General features: G+C 73.6%; 18 protein-coding genes. 5 read left to right on the top strand and 13 right to left on the bottom strand.

What is annotated here, in order from left to right; genetic code table 11:
• Positions 1 to 48: 48 nt before the first annotated feature.
• The 3 genes from PS271_RS10805 to PS271_RS10815 are packed head-to-tail and all read right to left on the bottom strand — an operon-like array spanning position 49 to position 2,754.
• Complete coding sequence (locus tag PS271_RS10805) at positions 49 to 870, bottom strand: energy-coupling factor ABC transporter ATP-binding protein (RefSeq protein ID WP_398381740.1); 822 nt, start codon at positions 868 to 870, stop codon at positions 49 to 51.
• The gene (gene cbiQ / locus PS271_RS10810; RefSeq protein ID WP_398381741.1) at positions 867 to 1,634 is read right to left on the bottom strand and encodes a cobalt ECF transporter T component CbiQ; all 768 of its coding nucleotides are present in this window, start codon (positions 1,632 to 1,634) and stop codon (positions 867 to 869) included. The genes PS271_RS10805 and cbiQ overlap by 4 nt, the downstream gene beginning before the upstream one ends.
• A gap of 1 nt (position 1,635) precedes the next feature.
• Positions 1,636 to 2,754: an energy-coupling factor ABC transporter permease gene (locus tag PS271_RS10815; RefSeq protein WP_398381742.1), complete on the bottom strand. Its 1,119-nt coding sequence runs from the start codon at positions 2,752 to 2,754 to the stop codon at positions 1,636 to 1,638.
• Positions 2,755 to 2,935: 181 nt separating this feature from the next.
• Here PS271_RS10815 and PS271_RS10820 point away from each other — a divergent pair, with 181 nt between their 5' ends.
• Positions 2,936 to 4,960, top strand: a complete 2,025-nt coding sequence (locus tag PS271_RS10820) for an MDR family MFS transporter (protein ID WP_398381743.1) — start codon at positions 2,936 to 2,938, stop codon at positions 4,958 to 4,960.
• Between the two features lie 141 nt (positions 4,961 to 5,101).
• Positions 5,102 to 6,052: an HNH endonuclease family protein gene (locus PS271_RS10825; protein ID WP_398381744.1), complete on the top strand. Its 951-nt coding sequence runs from the start codon at positions 5,102 to 5,104 to the stop codon at positions 6,050 to 6,052.
• Between the two features lie 55 nt (positions 6,053 to 6,107).
• Here the strand turns inward: PS271_RS10825 and PS271_RS10830 are convergent, their stop codons facing one another.
• The 3 genes from PS271_RS10830 to PS271_RS10840 all read right to left on the bottom strand — a co-directional run bounded on the left by PS271_RS10830 (position 6,108) and on the right by PS271_RS10840 (position 10,550).
• A complete protein-coding gene (locus PS271_RS10830; protein WP_398381745.1) occupies positions 6,108 to 7,304 on the bottom strand; it encodes a MarP family serine protease in 1,197 nt (398 codons plus the stop codon).
• 313 nt (positions 7,305 to 7,617) lie between these two features.
• Positions 7,618 to 9,831 carry an MMPL family transporter gene (locus tag PS271_RS10835; protein WP_398381746.1) on the bottom strand — a complete coding sequence of 738 codons (2,214 nt, stop codon included), beginning with the start codon at positions 9,829 to 9,831 and terminating at the stop codon, positions 7,618 to 7,620.
• 119 nt (positions 9,832 to 9,950) lie between these two features.
• Positions 9,951 to 10,550, bottom strand: coding sequence for a TetR/AcrR family transcriptional regulator (locus PS271_RS10840; protein ID WP_398381747.1), 600 nt, complete (start codon positions 10,548 to 10,550; stop codon positions 9,951 to 9,953).
• Between the two features lie 159 nt (positions 10,551 to 10,709).
• Between PS271_RS10840 and PS271_RS10845 the strand changes: the two genes are divergently transcribed.
• The gene (locus PS271_RS10845; protein ID WP_398381748.1) at positions 10,710 to 14,084 is read left to right on the top strand and encodes a S41 family peptidase; all 3,375 of its coding nucleotides are present in this window, start codon (positions 10,710 to 10,712) and stop codon (positions 14,082 to 14,084) included.
• Between the two features lie 88 nt (positions 14,085 to 14,172).
• Here the strand turns inward: PS271_RS10845 and PS271_RS10850 are convergent, their stop codons facing one another.
• The 4 genes from PS271_RS10850 to PS271_RS10865 form a co-directional block, all read right to left on the bottom strand.
• Entirely contained in the window at positions 14,173 to 14,349 is a 177-nt protein-coding gene (locus PS271_RS10850) for a hypothetical protein (protein ID WP_398381749.1), read from the bottom strand.
• A gap of 14 nt (positions 14,350 to 14,363) precedes the next feature.
• Positions 14,364 to 14,561, bottom strand: a complete 198-nt coding sequence (locus PS271_RS10855) for a hypothetical protein (protein ID WP_398381750.1) — start codon at positions 14,559 to 14,561, stop codon at positions 14,364 to 14,366.
• Positions 14,562 to 14,660: 99 nt separating this feature from the next.
• Positions 14,661 to 15,539 carry an SDR family oxidoreductase gene (locus PS271_RS10860; protein WP_398381751.1) on the bottom strand — a complete coding sequence of 293 codons (879 nt, stop codon included), beginning with the start codon at positions 15,537 to 15,539 and terminating at the stop codon, positions 14,661 to 14,663.
• On the bottom strand, positions 15,536 to 17,068 hold the full coding sequence (locus tag PS271_RS10865; RefSeq protein ID WP_398381752.1) for a flavin-containing monooxygenase: 1,533 nt from the start codon (positions 17,066 to 17,068) through the stop codon (positions 15,536 to 15,538). The genes PS271_RS10860 and PS271_RS10865 overlap by 4 nt, the downstream gene beginning before the upstream one ends.
• Positions 17,069 to 17,232: 164 nt before the next feature.
• On the opposite strand from PS271_RS10865, the gene PS271_RS10870 reads away from it, so the two are divergent.
• Entirely contained in the window at positions 17,233 to 18,087 is an 855-nt protein-coding gene (locus tag PS271_RS10870; protein ID WP_398381753.1) for a MerR family transcriptional regulator, read from the top strand.
• A 223-nt stretch (positions 18,088 to 18,310) separates the two neighbouring features.
• Here PS271_RS10870 and PS271_RS10875 read toward each other — a convergent pair whose 3' ends face one another.
• On the bottom strand, positions 18,311 to 19,099 hold the full coding sequence (locus PS271_RS10875) for an exodeoxyribonuclease III (RefSeq protein WP_398381754.1): 789 nt from the start codon (positions 19,097 to 19,099) through the stop codon (positions 18,311 to 18,313).
• A 35-nt stretch (positions 19,100 to 19,134) separates the two neighbouring features.
• Between PS271_RS10875 and PS271_RS10880 the strand changes: the two genes are divergently transcribed.
• Positions 19,135 to 19,620: a GNAT family N-acetyltransferase gene (locus tag PS271_RS10880; RefSeq protein WP_398381755.1), complete on the top strand. Its 486-nt coding sequence runs from the start codon at positions 19,135 to 19,137 to the stop codon at positions 19,618 to 19,620.
• A gap of 324 nt (positions 19,621 to 19,944) precedes the next feature.
• Here PS271_RS10880 and PS271_RS10885 read toward each other — a convergent pair whose 3' ends face one another.
• Positions 19,945 to 20,439 carry a DUF1269 domain-containing protein gene (locus PS271_RS10885; RefSeq protein ID WP_398381756.1) on the bottom strand — a complete coding sequence of 165 codons (495 nt, stop codon included), beginning with the start codon at positions 20,437 to 20,439 and terminating at the stop codon, positions 19,945 to 19,947.
• A gap of 37 nt (positions 20,440 to 20,476) precedes the next feature.
• The gene (locus PS271_RS10890; RefSeq protein ID WP_398381757.1) at positions 20,477 to 21,724 is read right to left on the bottom strand and encodes an ATP-binding protein; all 1,248 of its coding nucleotides are present in this window, start codon (positions 21,722 to 21,724) and stop codon (positions 20,477 to 20,479) included.
• Positions 21,725 to 21,730 lie beyond the last annotated feature (6 nt).

The raw sequence follows: 21,730 nt of genomic DNA on the forward strand, positions 1-21,730 counted from the left end.
GGTGCAACGTGTTCGTCAATGCGCGTAGACCGGGGTGGACGGAGTCCGTCAGCTCCGGGCCGTCCCGGCGGCCGCGTCCGCCGCGTCCGGCCGTGCGGTGACCGGGATGCACGGGGTCCGCGGGTCGAAGCCGAACGGCAGTTCCAGTCGGTGCGCCCGCATGAGGTCCTCGTCACACAGCAGGTCGCGGGTCGGGCCGTCGGCCGCGATGACGCCGTCGCTGAGGACGACGGAGCGCTCGCAGAGCTCCAGGGCGTACGGGAGGTCGTGCGTGACCATGAGCACCGTCACGTCCAGGGAGCGCAGGATGTCCGCGAGCTCGCGGCGGGAGGCCGGGTCGAGGTTGGAGGACGGCTCGTCCAGGACGAGGATCTCCGGCTCCATGGCGAGGACGGTCGCCACGGCGACGCGGCGGCGCTGCCCGAAGGACAGGTGGTGCGGGGGCCGGTCCGCGTAGCCGGCCATGCCGACCTGCGCCAGGGCCTTCTCCACGCACGCCGCGAGCTCGGCGCCGCGCAGACCCGCGGCGGCCGGGCCGAAGGCGACGTCCTCGCGGACGGTCGGCATGAACAGCTGGTCGTCGGGGTCCTGGAAGACGATGCCGACCCGGCGGCGGACCTCGGCGAGGTTCCGCTTCTCGACGGGCAGGCCCGCGACGCGGACCGTGCCGAGGCCGCCGCCGAGGATGCCGTTGAGGTGCAGGACGAGGGTCGTCTTGCCGGCGCCGTTCGGTCCGAGGAGCGCGACGCGCTCGCCGCGGGCGACCTCCAGGTCGACGCCGAAGAGGGCCTGGTGGCCGTCGGGGTAGGCGTAGGCGAGGCCGGAGACGGCCAGGGAGGGGGCGTCGGCCGTGCGGGGTGCGGCGGTCATGTGAGGGTCCATCCGGTCAGGCAGACCGCGAGGGCGGCCAGCGGCAGTGCGGCGGCGTACGTCCACTGCGTACGGGTCGCGGGCGCGTCGTCGGTCACCGGCATCGTGCCGGTGTAGCCCCGGCTGACCATCGCCAGGTGGACGCGCTCGCCCCGCTCGTAGGAGCGGATGAACAGCGCGCCCGCGGACCTGGCCAGCACGCCCCAGTGGCGCACGCCGCGGGCGGTGAAGCCGCGGGACTCGCGGGCGATGCGCATCCGGCGCATCTCGTCGGTCACCACGTCCCCGTAGCGGATCATGAACGAGGCGATCTGGACGAGCAGCGGGGGCATGCGCAGCCGCTGCAGGCCGAGGAGCAGCGCACGGAGCTCCGTCGTCGAGGCGAGCACGACGGAGGCGGCGACGCCGAGGGTGCCCTTGGCCAGGACGTTCCAGGCGCCCCAGAGGCCGGGGCCGCTGAGCGGCACCCCGAGCACGTGCGCCACCGGCTCGCCCGGCACGACGAACGGCATGAGCAGCGCGAACGCCACGAACGGGATCTCGATCAGGAGGCGGCGGAGCAGGAACGCGGCGGGGATGCGGGCCGCTGCCGCCGCGGCGGCGATCAGCACGGCGTACAGGGCGAACGCCCAGACCGCCTCGCGCGGGGTCGCCACGACGGTGACGACGAAGGCCAGGACCGCTGCGATCTTGCAGTGCGGGGGGAGGGAGTGCACGGGGGTGCGGGCGGGGCGGTAGAGCTTGTGGGCGTGGCCGGCGGACATGTCAGAGGGCTGCCGACTCGGACCCGGCGCGGGCCGCCGTGCGGGCGCGCTTCCAGCGCAGGGTGACGAAGACGCCCGTGCCGGCGGCGAGGGTGGCGCCCACGCCGATCACGCCGGCCAGGCCGCCGGAGAGGCGCTCGTCCGCGACGTCCTTGACCTGGTAGTCGGCCAGGGGGGAGTCCTTGGCGGCGTGCGCTTCTTCCTTGCTGTCGATGCCCTGGTCGTGGGCGACCTTTTCGAGGCCGTCGGGGCTGGTGGAGGCGTAGTAGCTGAGCCCGCCGGCACAGACGAGGGCGGCGGCGACGCCGGCCAGCCAGAGGCGCGTGGCGCTGCGGGGTGCCCCCGGGGTGCCGTGGTCCGGCACCGCCGGATCGCGCCGCTGTGGCTGATCGCCGTCGCGGCGGGAAGAGATTTCCGGGCTTCCCGGAGCGGAAGGTGCCGTTTCCGGGGTTGTCCGGAGTTCCAGGGGCTTCGTCACACCCCTCGCCCCGTGGACCAGGTCCGGGCGGACCGCCGCCACCGCGCTGACCGTCAGCGCGGTGATCGCCGCCTCGCCGAGGCCGATCAGGACGTGGACGCCGACCATGGCCGTGAACACCCGGTCCACCGGGACGTCCGTCGTCCCCCCGAGCGCGTAGATCAGGGTGAACGCCGCCGCCGCGGCCGGCACGGAGACGAGGGCCGCGAGGAAGGACGCCGCGCTCAGGCCCGTACGCCCGCGCGGCAGCAGCCGCACCAGCACGCGGAAGACCCCGTAGGCCACCACCGTCGTGACGATGCCCATGTCGGTGATGTTGACGCCGAGCGCGGTGAGCCCGCCGTCCGCGAAGAGGACGCCCTGCATGAGCAGGACGACGGATATGCAGAGCACTCCCGTGTACGGGCCGACGAGTATCGCCGCGAGCGCGCCGCCGAGGAGATGCCCGCTGGTGCCCGCCGCGACGGGGAAGTTCAGCATCTGGACGGCGAAGACGAACGCCGCGACGAGGCCGGCCAGCGGCGCGGCCTTGTCGTCGAGCTCGCGCCGGGCGCCGCGCAGGCTCACGGCGACGGCCGCCGCGGCCACGGCGGCGGTGGCGGCGGAGACCGGCGCGTTGATGAATCCGTCGGGTACGTGCATGGCGTCCCCCTCACTTCCTGCCCGCAACGGGCCGCTCGATGATAGGGGCTCTCTGCGAAGCATTCGCAAGAGCTCGCAACCCGCTTCTGCGCGCCCCTCGCCCCCGCGCGCGCCTCCCCCGCCGGCGGCTTCCGCGGCGGCCCCGGTGGCGGCCTCCGCCCATCCCCCGAATGCTGGGCGTATGACCACGGCCACCCCGGCGACCACGGCCCCGCCCGTGCTCACCCGCCGCCGCACGAACCTGGTCTTCGTCACGATCGTGCTCGGCATGCTGCTCGCGGCCCTCGACCAGACGATCGTCTCGACCGCGCTGCCGACGATCGTCGCGGACCTCGGCGGCGGCGGGCACATGGCCTGGGTGGTCACCGCGTACCTGCTGGCCGAGACCGTCGCGACCGTCCTCGTCGGCAAGTTCGGCGACCTCTTCGGCCGGAAGATCGTCTTCCAGCTCAGTGCGGTGGTCTTCACGGCGGGGTCGGTCTTCGCGGGCGCCGCCGGCTCCATGGCGATGCTGATCGCGGCGCGCGCCGTGCAGGGCGCGGGCGGCGGCGGGCTGATGGTCACCGCGATGGCGCTGATCGCGGACGTGATCCCGCTGCGCGAGCGCGGCAAGTACCAGGGGGCGCTGGGTGCGGTCTTCGGCGTGACGACGGTCGTCGGCCCGACCCTGGGCGGCGTCTTCACCGATCACGCGACGTGGCGGTGGTGCTTCTACGTCAACGTGCCCGTCGCCGTCGTCATGGTCGTGATGGCCGCCCGCACGATTCCCGTCGTCCGCTCGGCCGTGCGGCCCGTGATCGACTACCTGGGCATCGCCCTGGTCGCGGCGGGCGCCTCCGCGCTCGTCCTCGGCCTGGAGTGGGGCGGCAACACGTACGCGTGGAGCTCGGCGGTGATCGTCGGCCTCTTCGCGGGCGCGGTCGTGCTGCTGACCGGCTTCGTCCTGGTGGAGCTGCGGGCACGGGAGCCCATGCTTCCCATGCACCTCTTCCGCAACCCCGTCTTCACCGTCTGCTCCCTCCTCAGCTTCATCGTCGGCTTCGCGATGCTGGGCGCGCTGACGTACCTGCCGACGTACTTGCAGTACGTGGACGGGGTGTCGGCGACGATGTCGGGCGTGCGGGCGCTGCCGATGGTCGTGGGGCTGCTGGGCGCGTCCATGGTCTCGGGCATCGTGATCAGCCGCACCGGCCGCTACCGGTGGTTCCCGGTCGCCGGGATGGCGGTCATGGCGCTGGGGCTGTTCCTGATGTCGACAATGGGGGCGTCGACGGGGGCGTGGCTGGAGTCCCTGTACATGTTCGTGCTGGGGGCCGGGATCGGGCTGGCCATGCAGGTGCTGACGATCGCCGTGCAGAACACCGTCCCGTACCACGAGCTGGGCACGGCCACCTCCGGCGTCACGTTCTTCCGCACGCTCGGCAGCTCGTTCGGGACAGCCATCTTCGGCACGCTCTACAGCAACCGGCTCAAGCCGAACCTGACGGAGGCGTTGCTGCGCTCACCCGGCGTGCCGCCGTCCGCCGTCGTCAGCCCGCAGCGACTGGCCGCGCTGCCGCCCGCGCAGGCCCGGCCGGTCGTCGATGCCTACGCGGAGACCGTGAACTACGTCTTCCTGTGGGTCGTGCCGGTGGCGCTGGCGGGCTTCGTGGCGGCGTGGTTCCTCAAGGAGGTGCCGCTGCGCGACAGTGCGCGGGCCGGGGCGTCCGACATGGGCGAGGGCTTCGCGGCGCCGGACTCCGGGGAGGCGGAGCGGCAGCTGGAACGGGCGGTCGCGGGCGTCCTGCGCAAGGCCGGGGGGCCGGTGGGCCCGCGGATGCTGGCGGAGTCGGGCAGTCCGCTCGATCCGGCGGAGGCGTGGACGCTGGGCCAGATCCACTGGCGGCTGCGCGTGCGCGGCGAGGCGACGCTGTCGTCGGTGGCGGCCGCGCACCGGATGCCGCCGGAGGCGCTGGAGCCCGTGTTCGCACGGACGGCGGGGGCGGGGTACGCGCGGCTGGACGGCGACGTGCTGTCGCTCACGCCCGCGGGCGAGGCGGAGATCGAGCGGCTGGCCGCGACGTGGCGCTCGTGGCTGGGCGCCCGCCTGGACGACTGGGACCCGGGCTCCCCGGAGGACCGCGCCCGCCTCGACCGCGCGCTGGACGCCCTGGCGGCCCGGCTCCTGGAGGAGTCGGAGGAGGAGGACGAACGGGTGGGGGTGTGACGGCGCCGGACTTAGTGCGCGTGCCTGCTCGGATGAGTGAATTCATCGGAATATATGCAGACTTGACCTCTCTTTGGGCAATTCCTCTTGACAGCTACATCGGCCACATCGGCATCCGCAGCAGCCACGAGGAGATGCGTCATGAGCCGGTCCAGACGCCTGGTCATCGTTTTCGCCACCGCCGCCGCCCTTCTTCCGGCGGCCCTTCCCGGAACCGCGGCCCGGGCCACTCCCCCGCCGCCCGAACCCGCCGCCCCGCAGTCCGGGCACCACCGGGCCCCGCTGGACTACGACGAGAACGAATGCGAAGGCGCCACGCCGGACGAAGGGGACGTCTTCGCACCGCCCAAGACCGACACGACCGGCCACTCGGCGGGCACGCACACGCAGCCCTCACACGCGCAGCCCGCACACACGCAGCCCTCCCACGCACGGCCCTCCCACACACAGCCCTCGCATGCGCAGCCCTCCCACACACAGCCTTCACACGCACGGCCCGCGCACCACCGCGCCCTCCCGCAGAAGTGGCCCCGGAACCTGCCGGAGACCAAGGAGGCCGCACGCATGCTGGACGACCTCAAGGTCAGGGCGTTCAACAGCAGGGGCTACCACCGCAAGTACTTCGGCGGCTCCGCCTGCTGGGTCCGGCACGGCGTCGACCAGTGCACGACCCGGGAGGTCGCCCTCAAGCTCCAGTCCGCCGTCCCCGCGAGGCTCGACGGCCGGTGCAAGGTCGTCGGCGGCCGCTGGCACAGCGAGTACGACAACAGGGACATGGCCGACCCGGCGCACGTCGACATCGACCACATCGTGCCGCTGCGGCAGGCGTGGGGGGCCGGGGCGCGCGACTGGACGGACAGGAAGCGGCGGGAGTTCGCCAACGACCTGACCGCCTCGCCGCAGCTGGTCGCGGTGTCCACGTGGGCCAACCGGCGCAAGGGCGACAAGAGCCCGGACCAGTGGATGCCGGCGGCCGGCGGGGAGTGCAGCTACGCCCGGGCCTGGGTCGGCGTGAAGGACTACTACAGGCTGAGCGTCACCAGCTCCGAGAAGGACAAGCTCGCCCAGGTCCTGTCCGGCTGCCGGAACTGAACCGGCGCCGGGACCGACCGCGGCAGCCCCGGCCGTGCCCCGGAGCCGGGCGGTGCTACAGCGCCGCCCGGCTCCCGGTGCTCACCGGCGCCGTCGCCGTGGCCGCGCTCCGGGCGGCGTCCGCGACCTGCGCCGCCGTCAGGACGTAGCCCGTCTCCGCGTCGGACGTCGAGCGGGCGAAGACGACGCCGTAGACCCGCCCGGAGGGGGTCAGGAGCGGGCCGCCCGAGTTGCCCGGGCGGATCGTGGACCGTACGGAGTACACCTGGCGGGTGGTCACGCCGTCGCCGTAGATGTCCTGGCCCTTGGCACGGAGCTCATTGGCAACAGTGGCCGCGCGGACGTCGAGCCCGCCGTTCTGCGGGAAGCCCGCGACGATCGCCGCGTCGCCGCGCTTGGCGCTCTTGTCGAACGGCAGCACGGGGGCCCGCAGGCCCGGCACGTCCAGGACGGCGACGTCCGTGCGCGGGTCGAAGAGCACGACCTTCGCCTGGTACGCCTTGCCGACGCCGCCCACGCGCACGGTGGGTGTCCGCACCCCCGCCACGACGTGGGCGTTCGTCATCACGTGCTGCGCGGCGTAGACGAAGCCGCTGCCCTCCTGGCCGCGGCGGCCCTCGCCCGTGTCGGCGACGCCCTCCACCTTGACGACGCTCTCGCGGGCGACGCGCTGCGCGGCCGGGGTGACGGTGTCGCCGGAGGGCTCGGGGACGCCCGTCGCCGGCTCGTTCTCGAACGGGTTGAAGACCTGCGGGAAGCCCGCGCCCGTCAGGGCGTCCGTGGTGCGGCTGAACCACGTCGGGGCCTGCTCGGGCATCGCCTTCTGCACGGCCCCGAGCAGGGTGGAGTCCTTGATCTGGCGGGAGAGGAGCGGGGAGTGCGCCGAGACGAGCACGCTCGCGGCGACCCAGGCCACGAGGAGCACGGCCAGGGAGTTCACGGCGGCACCGCCGATGCCGTCCACGCCCCGGACCGGGGCCCACGTGAGCTTGCGGCGCAGGCCGTAGGCGAGGCGGCCGGCCAGGGCGTGGCCGATCCCCGCCGGGACGAGGACCACGAGGACGGCGACGACGGCCGCGCCGGCCGACCCCGCGTCGAACGGCTCCAGGGCGAACGGCAGCGCCCACACGCCGAGGACGGCTCCGCCGAGGAAACCGGCGAGCAGCACGGCGCTCGCCACGAGGCCGCGGCGGTAGCCGGAGACGGCGTAGCCGAGCACGACGAGCAACAGCAGCAGATCGAGCAGGTTCAACGTGGAGCCCTTTCCTTCGCGCGCGCCCCCGACGCGCTCCTCGGGTCGTCGACCCGTGGACTGGGGAAAACGCGGGCGCGGCGGGGGGCGGTTCCCATTCCGGGCGAATTCATGGCGTACGACACGTTGTGTTGGGGGGCGGGGCGTACGACGGCGGGCGGTTTCGGCACCGCCGGGTGCGTTGATGGTGGCTGAGCGCCCCGGGCTCTTCTCCCGCCGCAGCGGCGCTCAGCCGGAAACGGCGCGGCCCGGCGGTGCCTGCCCACCCGCATGGGTGAGCCGCACCGCCGGGCCGCAGCCGTGAAAGGCGAGGTCAGGCCTTGACCAGCTCCCTGTCCTCGTCCGCCTCCGGCGCACCCGCCGCCGGCTCCGCCAGCTGCTTCTGCAAGCCCTCGCCCTCGACGTCCACGTTCGGCAGGATCTTCGCCAGCCACCCCGGCAGCCACCAGGCCGACTTCCCGAGCAGGGCCAGCACCGCCGGCACGATGGCCATCCGGACCACGAACGCGTCGAAGAAGACCGCGATGGCCAGGCCGAAGCCGATCATCTTGATCATCTGCTCGGAGGAGCCGATGAAGCCGGCGAAGACGCTCATCATGATGATCGCCGCGGCCGTCACCACCCGCGCGCCGTGCTTGAAGCCGGTCACGACGGCCTGGCCCGGCCGCTCGCCGTGGACGAACGCCTCCCGCATCCGCGTGACGAGGAAGACCTCGTAGTCCATGGCGAGACCGAAGACGACGCCCACCATGAAGATCGGCATCATGCTCATGATCGGCCCGGTCTCCTCGACGCCGAAGAGCGAGCCCAGCCAGCCCCACTGGAAGACCGCCACGACGGCGCCCAGCGCGGCGACCACCGACAGCAGGAAGCCGAGCGCGGCCTTCAGCGGCACCAGCACCGACCGGAAGACGACCATCAGCAGCAGGAAGGCGAGGCCGACGACCAGCGCCAGGTAGGGCAGCAGGGCGTCGTTGAGCTTCTGCGAGACGTCGATGTTCATCGCCGTGGCGCCGGTGACGAGCACGTCCGCGCCCGTGTCGGCCTTCAGCGAGCCGCCCTCGGCGCGGATCGCGTGGACGAGGTCCTCGGTGTCCGTGCTGGTCGGCTTGGACTTGGGGACGACGGTGAGCATGGCCGTGTCACCGGCCGGGTTGAAGTGCGCCGGCGTCACGGTGGCGACGTTGTCCAGGCCCTTGAGGGTGTCGCCGACCTTCTGGACGGCACCCTTGGGGTCCTTGGCGTGCGCCACGTCGGTGATGACCATGAGCGGGCCGTTGAAGCCGGGGCCGAAGCCCTCGGACAGCAGGTCGTAGGCCTTGCGCTGCGTGCTGCTCTTGGACGCCGCGCCGTCGTCGGGCAGGCCCAGCTCCAGCGAGGCGGCCGGGACGGCGATCGCGCCGAGGCCGAGCACGCCCGCGACGAGCACGAGGACCGGCTTGCGCAGGACGAGGCGGGCCCAGCGGGTGCCCATGTTGGGCTTCTCGTCCGCGGCCGCGCCCGGCCCGGCCTTGCGGACCTTGCGGGCCAGCACCTGCTTGCCGGCGAAGCCGAGCAGCGCGGGGATGAGCGAGAGCGCGATCAGCACCGCGATGGTGACGGTGCCCGCCGCGGCCATGCCCATCTTCGTCAGCATGGGGATGTTGACGACCATGAGGCCCGCGAGCGCGATGACGACCGTCAGGCCCGCGAAGACCACCGCGGAACCGGCGGTTCCGACGGCCCGGCCCGCCGCTTCCTCGCGCTCTCGGCCCTCGGCCAGCTCCGCGCGGTAGCGGGAGACGATGAACAGCGCGTAGTCGATGCCGACCGCGAGGCCGATCATCATGGCGAGCGTGGAGGTGCTGGTCGAGAGGTCCAGCAGGGGCGCGAGCGCCGCGATGGACGAGACGCCGATGCCGACGCCGATGATGGCCGTCAGCAGCGGCAGGCCCGCGGCGACGAGCGAGCCGAAGGTGATCAGCAGGACGACCGCGGACACGGCGATGCCGATGACCTCGGAGCCGCCCTCGGGCATCTCCTGGAGCACGCTGCCGCCGACCTCGACGGTCAGCCCGGCGTCACGGCCGTGCTGGGCCGCGTCCTTGAGCTCGGTGCGCGAGTCCTCGGTCAGGTCCATGGACTTGACCTTGTACGCGGCGGACGCGTAGCCGGTGGTACCGGCCGGGTTGACGGTCTGCCCCGCGAACGGGTCGGCCGCGCCGGCCACCTGCGGGCTGCGCTTCAGCTCGGCGATGACCTTCTCGACCGCCGCCTTGTTCTTGGCGTCGGTGAGCTTCTGGCCCTCGGGGGCCTTGAAGACGATGCGGGCGGAGGCGTTCTGCTCGTTGTTGCCCGGGAAGCGCTTCTCCAGCAGGTCGAAGGCGCGCTGCGCCTCCGTGCCCGGGATGGAGAAGTCGTTGTTGCTGGACTTGGACGCGGTGGCTGCGCCGGCCCCGGCGAGGACCAGCAGCAGCACCCATATCAGGGCGAAGTACCAGCGCCGCCGGTAGGCGAGCCGGCCGAGTCTGTAGAGGAACGTGGCCACGAGGGGTGGTGCTCCCGTCGGATCAGTGGATGAACAAGGGCATGGGGATGCAGCCCGACGACGAGAGCGGCGCGTCAGCTGGGCGGTGGGGGGTGGGGAGTATGTGGGGGTGTGGGGGATCAGACGCCGAGGGCGGGGAGCACCACGGCGTCGATGTAGCGGACCAGGTACGCGGCGTCCGCCGGCCGGTCCTCGACCAGCGGGCGGGTCATGAACGCACCGAGCATCATCTGCGCGACGAAGTCGGTCGCGGGGTTGTCCGCGGCGATCTCGCCCCGCTCGACCGCGCGCCGCAGCATCGCCCGGAGACCTTCGCTCTCCGGCTCGATCAGCAGCTCGCGCAGCGCCCGGTGCAGATCGGGGTTCGCGTGGATCGCGTGCCCCAGCCCCCGCATAAGGGCGGCGTCCTGTGCCATCTGCTCATCGTCGGCCTCGCACACCATTGCTCGGAGATCACCGCGCAGTGTGCCGGTGTCGATGTCCGCCAGCTTGATCGGCTTCTTGTGGCGCAGGGCCCCCACGACGAGCTCCGGCTTCCCCTTCCACTGGCGGTAGAGGGTGGCCTTGCTGGCGTGCGTGCGGGTGGCGACGGCGTCCATGGTCAGGGCGTCGTAGCCGACCTCGCGCAGGATCGCGAGGACCGCCTCGTAGAGCTCGGCCTCGCGCTCGGGGGTGAGCCGGGTGCGGCGCGACGCCGGCCTGGGTGATTCCGTGGACACGTCCGCCTCCTTGCGCGTGCGCACACGTACGAAACGGTTTCGTACACATCGAGCGTACGACGCCCCCTTGCGAAACGACGCCGTTTCGCACGTGTTCTCCGTCACGGGGCACCGGGGGCTCCGGTTGCCGCGCCACCCCGGGGCCGAAACGATGGTGGAGTGAGTGATTCTTACCTGAGATTTCCTCATCTCCATGGTGACCTCTTCTGCTTCACCGCGGAGGACGACCTGTGGCTGGCCCCCCTGGCGCCGGGGACGTCCGGCGGCCGGGCCTGGCGGCTGACCGTCGACCGCACCCGCGTCGGCCACCCCCGCTTCTCCCCCGACGGCCGCCACATCGCCTACACGAACTGGCGCAGCCTCGACCCCGAGATCCACCTGGCCCCGGTCGACGGCGGCCCCGCCCGCCGGCTCACCTACTGGGGCAGCACCGATGCCCGCGTCTGCGGCTGGGCCCCCTCGGACCGCAACGGCGGCCACGACGTCCTCGCCGTCTCCTCGCACGGCCAGCCGTTCTCGTACTTCTCGTGGGCCTACCGGGTGCCGACCGGCGGCGGCCCGGGGCTGCGGCTGCCCTGGGGGCCGGTGTCCGACATCGCGATCGGCGAGGCGGAGGGCGAGCACCGCACGTTGCTGCTGGCCGGCAAGCCGCCGCACGAGCCGGCCGCCTGGAAGCGCTACCGCGGCGGGGCCACGGGCCGGCTGTGGCTGCTGGGCGCGAAGGAGCGGCGGCTGGTGCCGGACATCGGCGGCCACCTCGACTCGGTGATGTTCGCGGGCGGCCGGATCGCCTTCCTCTCCGACCACGAGGGCGTCGGCAACCTCTACTCCTGCCTGCCCGACGGCTCGGAGCTGCGCCGCCACACCGACCACGACGACTTCTACGCCCGGCACGCCTCGACCGACGGCGAGCGCGTCGTCTACCAGTGCGCGGGCGAGCTGTGGCTGGTGGACGACCTCGGGCCGGACGGGCGGCCGCGGCGCCTGGAGGTGACGCTGGGCGGGCCGCGCGCCGGGCGCCGCCCGTACCAGGTGCAGGCCGCCTCCAACGTGGACGGCGTGAGCGTGGACACCACGGGCCGGGCGAGCGCCGTCCAGGTCCGCGGCAGCCTCTACTGGCTCACCCACCGCGACGGCCCCGCCCGTACCATCGCCGACACCCCGGGCGTCCGGGTGCGGCTGCCGGAGATGCTCGGCGCGTCCGGGCGGGTGGCCTACGTGACGGACGCGGAGGGCGAGGACGCGATCGAGATCGCCCAGCTGCCGCGCGCCGCGGGCCCGGCCGAGCCGCGGCGGCTCGGCGCGGGCCGGATCGGGCGGGTGCACGAGACCCTGGCCTCCCCCGACGGGGAACGGCTGGCGCTGGCCACGCACGACGGGCGGCTGCTGCTCGTGGACACCTCGGCCGAGGGCGCCGGAGAGGCGAGCGACTCCGCCGAGGGCACGGGGCCGGGCGAGGGCGTGGGCGCGGGACCGGACGAGGACGAGGGCGCAGATTCCGGCGAGGGCGCGGAACCGGGCGGCGGCACCGGAGAGGTGAGCGAGCTGATCCGGTCGGTCAACGGGCCGGTGCGCGACCTCGCCTTCTCGCCCGACTCGGAGTGGCTGGCCTGGTCCCACCCCGGCATCGGCCGCTCCCTGCGCCAGATCAAGATCGCGCGGCTGAAGGACCGGCTGGTCGTCGACGTGACCAACGGGCGCTTCGAGGACGAGCAGCCGGTCTTCACCCGCGACGGCCGCTACCTCGCCTTCCTCTCCTGGCGCGGCTTCGACCCCGTCTACGACGTGCACACCGGTGACCTGTCCTTCCCGCTGGGCTGCCGCCCCTACCTGGTCCCGCTGTCCTCGGCGACGCCCTCGCCGTTCGCGCTGTCCGCCGAGGGCCGGCCGGCGGCGGGCGGCCTGGACCTGGAGGACACCGGGGCCGGGCCGACGCTGGTCGAGGCGGAGGGCCTGGAGAGCCGGGTGACGCCCTTCCCCGTGGCCGCCTCCAAGTACTCGGCGCTGCGGCCGGTCAGCGGCGGCGGCCTGGTGTGGCTGCGCTGGCCGATCTCCGGCGCGCTCGGCGAGACCTTCGCCAACCCCGCCGACACCTCGGGCCGCCCCACCCTGGAGCACTTCGACCTCACCAAGGCCAAGCGCACCGAACTCAGCAGCTCCCTCGACTGGTTCGCGGTCAGCGGCGACGGCACCCGCCTCGTCATCAACGACGAGGGCGACCTGCGGGCCGTGCCCGCCACGGACACCCCCGACCCCGAGTCGACGGTCTTCATCGACATGCGGCGCATCCTGCACGACGTCGACCCGGGCGCCGAGTGGCGGCAGGCCTACGAGGAGGCCGGGCGGATCGTCCGCGCGTACTTCTGGGAGCCGGGCATGTGCGGCATCGACTGGGACGCGGTGCTCGGCCAGTACCGGCCCCTGGTCGACCGGGTCGCCACCCCCGACGACTTCGCCGACCTGCTGCGCGAGGTCCTCGGCGAGCTGGGCACCTCGCACGCCTACGTCGCCCCCGCCCGCCGCAACGAGGGCCCGCCGCACTACCAGCGCGCCATCGGGCTGCTCGGCGCCAACCTCACCCACCAGAAGGACGGCTCCTGGACGGTCCGGCGCATCCTGCCCGGCGACTCCTCCGACTCCAAGGCCCGCTCCCCGCTGGCCGGTTCGGGCATCCGCGAGGGCGCGGCCCTCACGCACGTCGACGGCCGCCCCGTCGACCCGGTGGCCGGCCCGTACCCGCTGCTGGCCGCGGCGGGCGGCACCACCGTGGAGCTCACGTTCCGCTCCCCCGGGCCCGAGGGGCACCCGCGCCGCGTCGCCGTCGTCCCGCTCGTCGACGAGCGCCCGCTGCGCTACCAGGACTGGGTGGCCAAGCGCCGCGCGGTCGTCCGCGAGCTCAGCGGCGGCAAGTGCGGCTACCTCCACATCCCCGACATGGGCGGCTCGGGCTGGGCCCAGTTCAACCGCGACCTGCGCATGGAGATGTCCCGCCCGGCCCTGATCGTGGACGTGCGCGGCAACGCGGGCGGCAACATCAGCGAGCTGGTGGTGGAGAAGCTCACCCGCACCATCATCGGCTGGGACCTCACGCGCGACGCCCAGCCCGTGTCGTACGCGAGCAACGCCCCGCGCGGGCCGGTCGTCGCCATCGCCGACGAGATGACCTCCTCCGACGGCGACATGATCACCGCCGCGTTCAAGTTGCAGGGCATCGGCCCGGTGATCGGCCTGCGCACCTGGGGCGGCGTGGTCGGCATGACCGGCCGGCACCGGCTCGGGGACGGCACGGCGATCACGGTGCCGATGAACGCGGCGTGGTTCGACGCGTACGGCTGGACGATCGAGAACCGCGGCGTCGAACCCGACGTCGAGATCGACCGCACGCCGCTCGACTGGGCCGAGGGCCGGCACAAGCAGCTGGACGACGCGGTGCAGATCGCGCTCGACCTGCTGGAACGGCACGGTGCCGCGCAGCCGCCGGACTACTCGGGCGTGCCGGACCTGCGGCGGCCGAAGCTGCCGCCGCGGAGCTGAGCCCGCCGCGGAGCTGAGCCCGCCGCGGAGCTGAGCACGGAACAGGGGCGCACTCCTTGCGGGGTGCGCCCCTGATGCCGGTCCGCTGTCAGATCTCGAAGTTCTCGTCGAACGTGTCGCGCCGGTCCCACTCCTCCTGCTCCTTGCGGATCAGTTCCTGGCGGGCCTTCTCGCTCGCGTTCTGCTGGGACTTCTTACCGGTCTGTGCGGCCTTCCCGGCCTGCTGCTGCTCCGCCTTGCTCCTGGCCTTGTCTCCCTTGGCCACGGGACTCAGCTCCCTCAGGTGCGGTCGTCGAGCTCGTCCTGGATGTCGTCGAAGGACCGCTGCTGACCCTCCTGCTGCTCGCGGCCCTGCTGCTTGCGCTCCCGGAGCTTGTCCTGCGCCTGCTGGCCCTTCTGCTGAGCCTGCTGCTTGGACTGCTCCAGCTTCTGCTTGGCCTGCTGCGCCTTGCCCTGCATCTCGTCCTTGATGCCCATGGCTGTTCTCACTCCTCAGCGAGAGGGGATGGGGACGTTTTGCCCCGGAACAGCCTGACATGCCCCATCTTAGCCCGCATATCGGATGACTACGCTGTGCTACGCCCGCGTACGCTCCCGCTCGTCCGCCGCCCCGCCCGCGCCCACCAGCCCCCCGCGCACGCCCGCGAGCCTCGGCTCGTACCGCCGCATCTCGCGCTGGGCGCCCAGGGCGAGCAGACCGGGCAGCAAGCCCCGGGCGCCCTGCACCGCCCGCAGCCAGCCCTGCCCGTACACGTGCGCCGCGCGCCGCTCGATGCCGTCGACCAGGCGGTCCGCGGCCGGGCCGAGGGGGTAGGTGCGGTTGGCGGGCCAGGGCAGGCGCTGCCGCATCTCACGCATCACGTCGTCCTCGTCGGCCCCGCGCACCATGTCCGTGTCGGTCCAGGTCAGGTAGGCGACGCCGACCCGGACGCCCTTGTGGGCGACCTCGCCGCGCAGGCAGCGCGCGTACGCTTCGACGCCCGCCTTCGACGCGCAGTAGGCGCTCATCATCGGCGCCGGTGCCATCGCGGCGAACGAGGCGATCTGCAACAGGTAGCCGCGGCTCTCGGCGAGGACGGGCAGGAAAGCGCGGCCCGTGACGGCGCTGCCGACGAGGTTGACGTCCACGACGCGGCGCCAGCGCTCGGGGTCGGAGGAGATGAACGGGCCGCCCCCGGCGACGCCCGCGTTGGCCACGACGATGTCGGTCTTGCCGAAGCGGGCCTTGACCTCGCGAGCGACCTGCGCCATGCGCTCGTGGTCGGTGACGTCCGCGTGCCAGTGCGCGGCGTCCTCGTGCAGCGAGGCCGCGACGCGGGCCAGTTCGTCGGGCTCCAGGCCCACCAGCGCGACGCGGGCGCCGCGCGCCGACAGCTTGCGGGCCAGCTGCTCGCCCACGCCGCGGGCGGCGCCGGTGACGACGGCGACCTGGCCTTCGAGGCCCACCCGGCTCATCGCGCGGCCTCCGTCCCGGTCCCGGCCGCCGCGGAGACGGCGGTGCGGGGCGTGCGCGGCGGCCGCAGCACCTGGTATTCGGCGAGGTTGACCCGGCGGGTGACCTTGCGGAACTCGGCGGTGGTGCCGGGCCAGACCGTGGTGTTGCGGCCGTTGGCGTCCAGGTACCAGCTCTGGCAGCCGGTGTTCCAGACCGTACGTTCCATGCGGCGCTGGATGTGCCGGTTCCACGCGTTGACCGCGGAGGGGCGGGCATCGAGGGCCGCCTTGCCGCCGAGGGTGTCCAGCTGCCGCATGAAGTCGGCGAGGTAGTTCAGCTGGGACTCGATGATGAGGATCATCGAGCTGTTGCCCAGCGCGGTGTTGGGCCCGATGACGGTGAGGAAGTTGGGGAAGCCGGCGGCGCTGGTGCCGCGCAGGGCCGCCATGCCGTCCTTCCACGACTCGGCGAGCGTCACGCCGCCCGCGCCGGTGACCCGGTGGCCGATCGGCATGTCCGTGACCCGGAAGCCCGTGCCGAAGACGATGACGTCGGCCTCGGCCTCCGTGCCGTCGGCGGCGATCAGCGTCGAGCCCCGCACCTCGGCCAGCCCGGACGCCACCAGGTCCACATTGGGGCGGGCGAGCGCCGGGTAGTAGTCGCTGGAGAGCAGGATGCGCTTGCAGCCGATGCGGTAGTCCGGGGTCAGCCGGGCGCGCAGGGCCGGGTCCGCTATGCCCTTGCGCATGTGGGCCAGCGCCAGCTTCTCCACCACGCGCATCCGCTCCGGGCGCTTGGTGAAGTTGCTGACCTGGAGCTCCCGGATGCCCCACAGGATGCCGCGGCGCAGGGCCGCCGTCGCGGGCAGCAGGGTGTGCAGCCGGCGCTCGGCGGCGGAGACGGGGCGGTCGAAGCGGGGCAGCACCCACGGCGGGGTGCGCTGGAAGAGGGTGACGCGGCCCGCCTCGGGCTGGATGCCGGGCACGATCTGGATCGCGGAGGCGCCGGTGCCGATCACGGCGACGCGTTTGCCGCGCAGGTCGGCGTCGTGGTCCCAGCGGGAGGAGTGGAAGACCGTGCCGGGGAAGGAGTCCAGGCCGGGGATCTCCGGTACGCGCGGGTCGGCGAGGGGGCCGGTGGCGGAGACGACGACGTCGGCGGTCCAGTCGCCCCCGGCCGTGGTGACCTCCCAGTGCAGCCGCTCCTCGTCCCAGCGCAGGTGCTGCACCTCGGAGTTGAAGCGCAGGTGCGGGCGGAGGCCGAAGGTGTCGGTGACGTGCTCCAGGTACGCCCGTATGTGCGGCTGGCCGGAAAAGCTGCGCGGCCAGGCGGGGTTGGGGGCGAAGGAGAAGGAGTAGAGGTGGGACGGCACGTCGCAGGCGCAGCCGGGGTAGGTGTTGTCGCGCCAGGTGCCGCCCACGGAGTCCGCGCGCTCCAGGACCACGAAGTCGGTGATCCCCTCGCGGCGCAGCCGGACCGCCGCCCCCAGCCCGCCGAAGCCGGACCCGATCACCGCCACCCGTACGTGCTGACGCATCTGCTCGGCCATGCCGCAGCCTCCCGGATTCAACACAACTGCGCCAGCAATCACTGGCACGATGGGGAGCGTAGGGCAGAGCCGGGAGAAGCGATAGGGGTACGGGGAACGGAAGTTACCGCCGGTCGCACGTACGCTTACGCTTCGCGCGTGACCACGGACGAGGGGGCGACGCGATGGGTGACGGAGGGGGCCGCGGGGTGGTGGGCGCGGGCGAGCGGGAGGCCCACGGCCCGGAGTCGACTGAGGCGGCCGGGCCGGCCGAGGCCGCCTCGCGGCAGTACCGGGCCGCCGAGCTCGCCGACGCCGCCGGGATCACCCCGCGCACGCTGCGCTTCTACCGCGAGCGCAAGCTGCTGCCGGCGCCGCGGCGCGAGGGCCGCATCGCCTGGTACGGCCCACCGCACCTGGCCCGGCTGCGGACGATCGCCGCACTCCTGGAACGCGGGCACACTCTCGGCGGCATCGCCGAGCTGATCAGCGCCTTCGAGTGCGGGCGCGACATGGGCGAGCTCCTGGGGCTGGCGGGCACGGGCACGGCCGTCGCCGTCCCCTGGCAGGAGGAGGCCGCCGTCCGCCTCACCCCGGCGGAACTGGCCGACCGCTTCGGCGGCGAGATCACCCCGGAGAACGTGACCGCCTCGCTCGACATGGGCTACCTCGGCCTCGACAGCGGCGGCGAAGGCGACGAGATCGTGCACGTCAGCCGCCGCCTCCTCGACGCCTCGACCGCGCTCGTGCGGCACGGCGTCCCGCTGGCCGCGGTGCTCGCCGCGGGCCGCGAGGTGCGGGCCCACGCGGACGCCCTCGCCGGGACGTTCACCGAGCTCATCCGCACCCACGTCCTGCCCGGGCTGCAACCGGGCGAGCCCGCGACGGCCGCGGCGCTCGACGAGCTGCGGGGCATCGCCAAGACGGTCATGGACGCGGAGTTCACCATGGCCCTGGACCGGCGCGTGCGCACCGAGCCCGCTGTCCGGCTCGGTGCGCACGGCGCCGCCGGCGAACCGGGACCCGCCAGGCCCGGCTGACGGCGGCGGGGACGCACGGGCGCGCCATGCCGCGACCACGCCCGCACGCCGGCCGGTCAGGCCAACTGTGCCTCCACAGAGGTGAATTGAAGCAGCCCCGCGCCCGCGAGTGGGCGGGAAGCCGGAGTCCGCGCGCGCAAACGGCGTGATTGCGCCGAATGCCGGGACGCGGCGATCAGGAAACCGGGCGACCGGGCCTCAGGACCCGGCCTCGGTCCCGGCCTCAGCCGAAGACGCCCGTGACCGGCGCGTGGTCCGACCACCGAAGGTCGTGCGAGGCCGCCCGCTCCACCCTCGCCTTCAGCGCCCGCTCGGCGAGGCCCGGCGTCGCGACCAGGTAGTCGATGCGCCAGCCCGAGTCGTTGTCGAAGGCCCGCCCGCGGTACGACCACCACGAGTACGGCCCGTCGACGCCCGGGTGCAGGGCCCGGACCACGTCCACGTACTCGCCGAAGACCTTGCCGAGCCACTCGCGCTCCTCGGGCAGGAAGCCCGCGCTCTTGCGGTTGGCCTTCCAGTTCTTGAGGTCGGCCTCGGTGTGGGCGATGTTCCAGTCGCCGCAGACCAGGACCTCGCGCCCCTCGGCCGCGGCCCGCGCCTTGAGCCCCACCAGGTACGGCAGGAACTCCGCCATGAAGCGTTCCTTCTCGTCCTGCCGCTCCGTGCCGACCTCGCCGGAGGGCAGGTAGAGGCTGGCGACGGTGACGCCGGGGAGGTCGATCTCGGCGTAGCGGCCGCTGCCGTCGAACTCGGCCGAGCCGAAGCCGACCCGCACCGCCTCCGGCTCGCGGCGCGAGTAGACCGAGACGCCCGCGCGGCCCTTGGCCGCCGCCGGGGCGTGGAGCGTGAACCAGCCCTCCGGCTCGCGCACCTCGTCGGGCAGCTGGTGCGGCTCGGCCCGGACCTCCTGGAGGCACACGACGTCCGCCTCGGTCTGCGCCAGCCACTCCACGAAGCCCTTCTTGGAGGCCGCGCGGAGTCCATTCACATTTACGCTCGTAACGGTCAGCATTCCGGCACGATACCGACTTCCGTACGATGCCTTGAATGCAGATCTTGCCGGTCGCATACGACCATCCCGACGCGCTGAAGCTCCAGGACCGGGTGCAACTCGAGTACGCGCAGCGGTACGGAGACGGTGATGTCACCCCGCTGGAGCCGGCCCAGTTCGCCCCGCCGTGTGGCCTGTATCTCATCGCCTACGAGCCCGGCGGCGCGCCCGTCGCCACCGGCGGCTGGCGCGCCCGCGAGGCGGCGGGCGGCGAGGGCTACGCGGACGGCGACGCCGAGCTGAAGCGGATGTACGTCATACCGGAGGCACGCGGGCGCGGGCTCGCGCGGCGGATCCTCGCGGAACTGGAACGGGACGCCCGGGCGGCGGGCCGGACCCGGATGGTCCTGGAAACGGGCGACAAGCAGCCGGAGGCGATCGAGCTGTACGTGTCGAGCGGGTACGCGCCGGTGCCGGCGCGGGACAAGTTCGGCATGTACCGCACGTACGAGAGCAGCCGCTGCTTCACGAAGCGGCTGTAACTCACGGGGCGGCCCGCCGGCCCGGGGCGCGGCCCGGCACCGCCGGTCGAGCACGACGTGGTGGCGCACCGCTGCGGCGGGATCCGGGGGCAGGCCCCGCCAATCCCCTCCCGCCGCCACGGCGAAATGCCCCCGCGGCGAGGGTCCGGCGGAATACCCGGCGGCCGAGCGCAGTCCGGCACCGCCGGTCAGGAGCGATGTGGTTGCGCACCGCTGCGGCGGGCTCTGGGGGGCAGGCCCCGCCAATCCCTCCCGCCGCCGCGGCGAAATGCCCCCGCGGCGAGAGTCCGGCGGAATGCGGCGCCGCCGTGACCCGCACGTACGTCAAGACGAAGCGATCGCCGCTTCCACCTCGTGGCGGATGTCCTCCGTCCGGTAGCGCGTCGCCTCCCCGTACGGTTCCAGGATCGCGTCGGCCTCCGCCGGGCCGTCCTCGACGAGTTCCGCGACCAGGACCGTACTGCCCGGCGGCACCTCCGCCGCGAGCATCTCCAGGGCCGCGTTCGCGGCCGTGGCCTCGCGTGCGTCGCGGACGCCGCCCATGAGGCCGCCCGCGCCGAAGCCGATCATGACGCCGAGGGGGCCGCCGAGGATGCCCAGGAGGCCGCCGATCAGGCCGCCGACGGCGAAGGCGCGGGCCGTGCCGGAGTTGTCGACGGCGTCGGGGAAGTCGAGGCTGCCGTCGTCGGCGCGGGAGATCACCGCGCCCTCGCGGAGCCCCAGCCGCCCCGCGGCGTGCGCCTCGCGGAGGGCGTCCAGGGCCCGGTGGCCCTTCTCGGGCGAGGAGACGTTCAGGAAGAGGACGTTGTCGTCTTTCATGGCTTCCACTGTTGGGGCTGCGGCCCCTCCCCGCACCTCAGGAGGCCTCGGAGGCCTCACCAACCGGGTCCTCCCCGTCCCGGACCGACGCCGTCAGGTCCAGCGTGGCCAGCGCGCCCCCGCCCTCCGGGTTGGCGAAGGACAGGCCCGCCCCCAGCACCCGCGCCTGGCCCGCGGCGATCGTCAGGCCCAGGCCGAGTCCGGCGCGCGAGCCCGTACGGAAGCGCTGCGGTCCGCGGGTCAGCAGCTCGGGCGGGAAGCCGGGGCCGCCGTCGCGGACCCGGACGGTGCCGCCGTCGATCTCCACGACCACGGGCGCGCCGCCGTGCCGGAAGGCGTTGGCGACGAGGTTGGCGAGGATCCGTTCGACGCGCCGCGCGTCGGTCTCGACCAGGCAGTCCCGCACGACCCGCACCTCCGCGGCGGCGCCCTTGCCGTCCATCTCGGCCGCGCGGACGGCGCGCCGCGTCAGCTCGCCCAGCGTCCGCAACTCGGTGTCGGCCTGCTCGGCGGTGCCGTCCAGCCGGGCGACCTCCAGGACGTCCTCCATGAGCGCCCGGAGCCGCTCCGCCCGCTCCCGTACCAGCTCGGCGGGCCGCCCGGGCGGCAGCACCTCCGCGGCGGCGATCAGGCCGGCCACGGGCGTGCGCAGCTCGTGGGCGATGTTCGAGGTGACCTCGCGCTCGGCCTGGAGGCGGGCGGCGAGCGCGTCGGCCATGGTGTTGACGGCGACGATCAGGCGGGCGATCTCGTCCTGCCCGCCGCGCGGCTTGAGGCGGGCGCTGAGGTCGCCGTCGGCGATGCGCTCGGCCGTCCGGGCGGAGGCGTTGAGGCGCCGCCCGGCGACGGTCGCGAGGCCCACGCCGACGACGCCGGCGAAGGCGGTGCCGAGTCCGCCGGCCCACCACAGGGCCTCGTCGAGCTTGCGGAGGTTGGCGGTCTGCCGGGTGTACGGGTGCCTGACGACGATCGTGTCGCGGCCGAGGCGGCTGCCGGCCCACAGCATCGGTACGGGGCCGCTGCGGTCGAGGTACGTGGCGCGCTTGCCCGCCTCGACGGCCTTCCGCAGCGGCCCGGGTATGCGCTCGGGGTTGATGAGCGTGCGCGGCCGGTCGGCGCCCGCGGCGTGGTCCTCGACGGCCGCGGCGAGCCGGCTCTCCAGGGACTCCCGCGCGGTCTCCAGCTGGCTGGTGGCGGTGCGGTGGTGCACGACGATGCCCATGATGACGGCGACCAGGGCGGCGGTGGCGGTGATCGCCACGCCGATCTTCGTGCGCAGTCCCATGGCTTC

Source organism: Streptomyces sp. SCA2-17, from assembly GCF_044336695.1.